7 protein-coding genes are annotated in these 5,767 nt (G+C 31.1%); 3 read left to right on the top strand and 4 right to left on the bottom strand.

Annotated elements, in window-relative coordinates:
- On the bottom strand, nucleotides 1-182 hold a 182-nt coding region (locus LBD57_RS02030), incomplete at its 3' end, for a nucleotidyltransferase domain-containing protein (RefSeq protein WP_373469678.1).
- 512 nt (nucleotides 183-694) lie between these two features.
- On the opposite strand from LBD57_RS02030, the gene LBD57_RS02025 reads away from it, so the two are divergent.
- The 3 genes from LBD57_RS02025 (at nucleotide 695) to LBD57_RS02015 (ending at nucleotide 2,063) form a co-directional block, all read left to right on the top strand.
- Entirely contained in the window at nucleotides 695-892 is a 198-nt protein-coding gene (locus LBD57_RS02025; RefSeq protein WP_373469677.1) for a hypothetical protein, read from the top strand.
- 600 nt (nucleotides 893-1,492) lie between these two features.
- Nucleotides 1,493-1,789: a hypothetical protein gene (locus LBD57_RS02020; RefSeq protein WP_373469676.1), complete on the top strand. Its 297-nt coding sequence runs from the start codon at nucleotides 1,493-1,495 to the stop codon at nucleotides 1,787-1,789.
- A gap of 40 nt (nucleotides 1,790-1,829) precedes the next feature.
- Nucleotides 1,830-2,063, top strand: a complete 234-nt coding sequence (locus LBD57_RS02015; protein WP_373469675.1) for a hypothetical protein — start codon at nucleotides 1,830-1,832, stop codon at nucleotides 2,061-2,063.
- 140 nt (nucleotides 2,064-2,203) lie between these two features.
- Here the strand turns inward: LBD57_RS02015 and LBD57_RS02010 are convergent, their stop codons facing one another.
- The 3 genes from LBD57_RS02010 to LBD57_RS02000 form a co-directional block, all read right to left on the bottom strand.
- On the bottom strand, nucleotides 2,204-3,037 hold the full coding sequence (locus LBD57_RS02010; protein ID WP_373469674.1) for a class I SAM-dependent methyltransferase: 834 nt from the start codon (nucleotides 3,035-3,037) through the stop codon (nucleotides 2,204-2,206).
- 39 nt (nucleotides 3,038-3,076) lie between these two features.
- Nucleotides 3,077-4,102 carry a glycosyltransferase family 2 protein gene (locus LBD57_RS02005; RefSeq protein ID WP_373469673.1) on the bottom strand — a complete coding sequence of 342 codons (1,026 nt, stop codon included), beginning with the start codon at nucleotides 4,100-4,102 and terminating at the stop codon, nucleotides 3,077-3,079.
- A gap of 68 nt (nucleotides 4,103-4,170) precedes the next feature.
- Nucleotides 4,171-5,463: a UDP-glucose/GDP-mannose dehydrogenase family protein gene (locus LBD57_RS02000; protein ID WP_373469672.1), complete on the bottom strand. Its 1,293-nt coding sequence runs from the start codon at nucleotides 5,461-5,463 to the stop codon at nucleotides 4,171-4,173.
- Between the last annotated feature and the right edge of the window lie 304 nt (nucleotides 5,464-5,767).

Here is a 5,767-nt window from a genome sequence, read left to right as displayed (position 1 = left end):
TCGCGCCAAAGATTTTCGTCCCCTTTTGTTAATTTATCATTGTCTAATATAACCAGCAAATCAATATCGCTATCAGGCTTAGCGATACCTTTAGCGTAAGACCCAAACAAGACTATCTTGTATGGGTCTACTGCTTTTAACCTTTCAACTAGCTTATTTAAATAATCATTACTAAAGCTAATATCGCGGCACTGTCATGTGATAAAATCGTGTGAACTGAAAAGGTATTTCGGTCTCGGAATTTTCTGATTCTATGTTTGAGAAATAATTAAATGATTCATCAATAATTTCTTTATCTTTTGCAAAACCATCGGCTAGTTTTGATTCTTTCTTTTCTGCTGTTTTATCATTGTTGCCTATTATTTCTATATCTTTAATATTTTTGAACGTTTTCCCGTATTATATATAGGTGTAGCTAGCTCATATATATATTCCATATAGCCACTATCTCTAGTGACTATTTTACTAAGCTTTTCAGGCGCAACACCCTTAAAATGACGTTTAAAATGAAACAAACTGCGCGTTTGGGAAGAGAATATTAATTTTACCGTAGATAAAAACGATAAACGTTATAACAATTTTACTCATAGATGTTCTCATTCGCGCTTATACTTAGAGCTTAGAGATATTATTTTTGAGACCGTTGATAGTCCTAGCTTTGAACAAGACTATTTTCTTTTAGAAAAAAATAGAGATGCTGTATGTAAGGCGTCAGCTAAAGTCTCTTCATCGCAATGGTCAAAAGTTTGGCGATATTTTTAAAAGAAAATATAATAGAAGGAACGTTGATTCTTCGGCTTATGATGAACAAGCTCGCAAACGACCGCACTTTGCGATGTTAAGAAAGAATCATGTTGTTGACATGATTAACTCTTTTCGCGATAAGAGATAAAGCATATGCTGTTCTCGATGGTTTAGACGCGATATGCCGCGACTCTTATAAAGCGCAACTAAAAGACAACGTGCTTTTAAGTAAAAACCATTTATACGCAAGCGCTGTATATCAGCGCATTTGTGATGGCGATTTTTCGCGGTTCATGAAACCGGGTGATTTTTTCGCTAAAAAAATTTTAAATAAAGTGTCCGATAATATACATTATGTTAAGTACGCTATAATAATTTACTTTTCTGTCTCTTTAAAGTAAATTATTAATATTTTTAAAATTTATATTTATAAATATAAATAATCTGCAATAAGTTTATGCTTTTATTTAGCTGATTGATGCTAGCGTTATATCTGGTTGATTTATTTTGAGTATTATTTTAGGAATATTGCCAAAATTTACAAATTAGGCTATTTATTTTGGTGATGGAATGGCCTTAATTCTCCTTAATTCTTTTGTGCGAAAGGAGGCGTTTATGCCAAATTTGCAAAAGAGAGTTCTGCTTGGCATGATCATTTTTAATCTATTAACAACCAGTGGCTTTTCCGATATTCCAAAAGAGACAGATGAAATAACTACTGATACCCCCGCCACAACCTACCCAAAAAATGCAAGGAGCAGCTTGCCGACCAAGTTTAGTAAAGCCTGAATCAGCGCAAGTGGAACAACCTGAATACCATGCAACTCCTCAGTTACCAATAAAAATATCATCAGCCCAAGCAGACAACATGTTAGCTTGCATAAAACTTGAACAAATCCTAATGGTCAAGTCAGGAGAATCTACAAAAGAAGCACAAGAAGAATGTATAGATGAAAGTACTTATGTTCCACCTATTAACCCTGTAAGAAAAAGGTTTCCTAACATAAAAAACTTAAAATTTATAATAAATGCTGAAAATCGATAAACTCTTGTGCGAAAAATCTAAATGTACGGAGGTAAAAATCATGAGATCTTTCTACTTTTGTGTTTTGTTTTTTGTAATGTTGATGAGTGTTCCTGTTTTGGCTGGTCCTGGTGATGGAGATGATGAAAATGCAGGCGACAAGAATAAGATATCAGCAGATACAGAAGAACGACATTTTATCTGTTTAGCAGACCCTATATCTAAAATATTGTTAAAAACATTTCATAATTCCAAAAAATTTAAACTTTGTATATTAGAAAACTTAAGAGATTAACCCTCCCCCTCATAGTACCCTGTCTTGAGCATTAGGGTTAGTCCGACAGTCTAAACATTTTTAGTGTATATAGTATTTGGGTTCCCCCTATCCTTTTACAGGTCAAGTCAGTATTTTTCTGCTAAAAACGGCGTACCTTTTCAATGACTACATTCAAAAATATAGTCTGGTATTATGCCATATATAGCTCTCTCTCGCTCGGAAAAGTATTCTTCTGTTTTAATAGTATTTACAGTAAACCCCGCATTAACTAATCGTTGTTCAAAATCCATGCCATATCGCCTAACATGGTCAGACTGTCCATAATGTTTTAGCCTTAATTCTGGAGTGGAGTGTGCAGAATCTTCAAAGGTTGTTGAGTAAGATTTAGATATTGGCACCATAATGTAAGCTGCACCACTTTTTTTTAACACTCTCAACAACTCTTTCATTGCAGTATTGTCATCAGGTATGTGCTCTAACACATGAATACAAATAATAATATTAAACTTTTCATTCTCATATTGGATTTTTTGTATGTCTACAACATCTCTTATGCCTTTGAATTTGGGATTAAAATCCACCGGGAAATAATTCACCTTTGAACAATTGGAGAATTTATCGTAAAAAAACCTTTCAGGGGCAAAATGCAACACTTCCAATTTATTCACAAAAATTTCATCTAGGATTTTTGTATTTCGTTGGAGATATAACCATAATGCGCGCCCTCGCTCAAGAGAATAGCAGAAAGGACATTTGGCATTTTTTCTAGGATTTACACCCATTGGGAGAAATTCAGAGATTTTATTGCAAGCAGGACAAAATCTTAAATTTTGCGTATCAATAACTGTCCTATGTGTACCCCCCCCCCCCATTGAAACTTCAATAGATTCAAGCTTAGACAATACTTGACATAACTTTGAATTTAATTCGTTAATCTCCCTAAAGACAGGATTCAACAACATTCTCCAAATATGACGTAATAGATTTTTCATTTATGCTTCTCCTTTGGTTTAATGGATTAAAAATGCCTTCTAAAGTTTTAAACAACCTTTTTTTGTCTGAAATTTAATCTTTAATCCAAATATTATTATAACTTTATACTTATTTCCATAATGTACAGAAAATATTTTTCTCAATGTGCCACATATAGCTAAATCTAAATCGCTACCATCAAAAAAAAATTTAAAATATTTCTCATAATATTGTACTTGTATTTTTTCTATAAATTTTTTCTTTAATTTTCTACACCTAATATGGCAATATTCGTATACCATGTGCCCTTTCATTTTAATATAAAACGATTGTTCGAGAATTGGAAAAAGTTTTTTGTATATAAATAATTTTTCTAGCTCATTGCAAACTTTAAATATATTATCACAATAAATTCCTCTACTTGCTTTTTTAACGTGATTTATTCTATAAATATAAAAATAATTATCAGTATATGTAACTCTATTCGCAAATACTGCTGAAGCATAACTAAAAAAAACATCATTACAAGTATATAAATTTTGAAATTTTAATTTGTTGTTAATCACAAACGATTTTTTATAAAATTTTATTGTGACCTTAGGGTCAAAAACTTTAAATATATCCTCGATACTATCCTTATAAGAAAAAACTTCCAATCCTTTTAGTACTTTCGTATCAAAGTATTTAAACTTTTCTAACAATCTTAAATTATCATAATAGTATTTATATGAAAACAGTACTATATCAGAATTAGTTTTTTCTGCTTTATTGTATAAGCTTTCTAGCATATTCAAATTAATCCAATCATCAGAATCTACAAAAGCAATATATTGCCCTTTGGCAATTTCTAGTCCACTATTCCTGGCACTGCCCGCTCCCAAATTTTTTTGATTTATTATGATTATTCTATTATCTTTATTTGCATACTCTTTTAAAATATCTAAACTGCTATCTGTTGATTCATCGTTTACACATATTATCTCTATATCTTTAAGTGTTTGATTACAAACACTATCTAAACACTGTTTTAAATATTTCTCTGTATTATATACTGGTATTATTACTGAAACTTTTGGAGTAGTCATATTACTGCTCTTATTTTAAACATATAAATCGTTTATTCCACATAATCTTTATAATAGGCCTTTATTATCTAACAACCTGTTTTATAACATTCAAATCCATATTTTAATGCTTCTTGTCTATCTACAATATTTCGCATATCAAATATAATTTTACTATTGACAATCTTGCTTAATTTAGCCCAATCAAGAGACCTGAATTGCTTCCACTCAGTAGCAAAAACCATTATGTCTGCATCTTTTGCAGCTTCGTATTCATTTTTTGCATACGAAACTTTAGTTTTCAATACACTCCTTGCATTCTTCGTAGCAGCAGGGTCATATACACAAACTTTTGTTCCTTTGTTTATAAGGTGCAAAACAATATCTATAGCAGGAGAAAATCTACAATCATCTGTACCGCTCTTGAAAGCAAGTCCTAAAAATGCAATTTTTGCATTTTTTATATTTTCAACAAAGCTTAAAGTTTTTGTAGCAAAACTCTTAATTCTATTTTCGTTACCACAAATTACAGCCTCTATAAGATTAAAATTTGCTCCTACTCGTTTTCCTAAAGACGCTAATGCTTTAGTATCTTTGGGAAAACATCCTCCGCCATAGCCAGGCCCTGTTTTTAAGAACTCAACACCTATTCTTTTGTCTAGTCCCATTCCATGAGCAACGTCATATACATTACCACCAACTTTTTCACAAAAGTCTGCCATTTCGTTAATAAAGTGAATTTTCATAGCAAGAAAAGAGTTGCTGGCACACTTAATAAGCTCACTAGAGCACCTTGATGTAAACACAAACTTTTTCTTTTTAAAAGGCTTATATAGTTTTTTTATAACGTCTTTTGCATGTTGAGATTCTGTACCCACAATTATTCTGTCAGGATTAAAAAAATCATAGACAGCAGACCCCTCTCGTAAAAATTCTGGAATAGATACAACGTCAAAGTCAGCTTTTGGATTAGCTTCTTTTATAATCTGTTCCACTCTATCACATGTGCCAACTTCTACAGTAGACTTGATTACAATGATTGTATATTTATTAATAAATTTAGTTATATTTTTAGCGACACAATATATAGCATTTTGTTCATACCTATTTAAACTATCATCAAATGGCGTACCAACTGATATCATTACAACATCTGCATTTACTACGTTTTTCATTGAAATATCAAATTCTAATCTCTTAGATTTCAAATTTTTAATAAGGAGCTTATCAAGATTTTTTTCAAATATTGTTAACTTGCCTTTTAAAAGAGCATTTATCTTATTTTTCTGCTTATCAATACAAATAACACTATGCCCAAGCTCTGAAAAACAAACCGCCATAGTAAGTCCAACATAACCTGCACCTATAACCAGTATATTCACTATTTAAATTTCCTTCCCATTAATCAAGGCAAAATTTAAGTTTTAAGTATTTATAAATAAACCTGACTTGTCATTAGGGTTCTCCCACAAACTTCTTTTTTCTCTTTTACCAGTCAAGTCAGATACTAAAAATGTCCTATAATGTATATTATGTTTTGTAGAGAGGTAGATATTTAATAGAAACTGATGAGGATATTGATTGTTATATGTGATTGTATATATAAAGAATGGTTTCTTTGTAAAATTAACTGCACAGTATTGGAATTTAATGTGTTATGAGACTGGTATTTCTATTATCTTTTTT

The sequence above is a fragment of the Candidatus Endomicrobiellum cubanum genome (assembly GCF_031278955.1).
GTDB classification, from domain to species: Bacteria; Elusimicrobiota; Endomicrobiia; order Endomicrobiales; family Endomicrobiaceae; genus Endomicrobiellum; species Endomicrobiellum cubanum.
The sequence above is the reverse complement of the archived record's forward strand: the minus strand, read 5'-3'. Positions and strand labels throughout refer to the sequence as shown.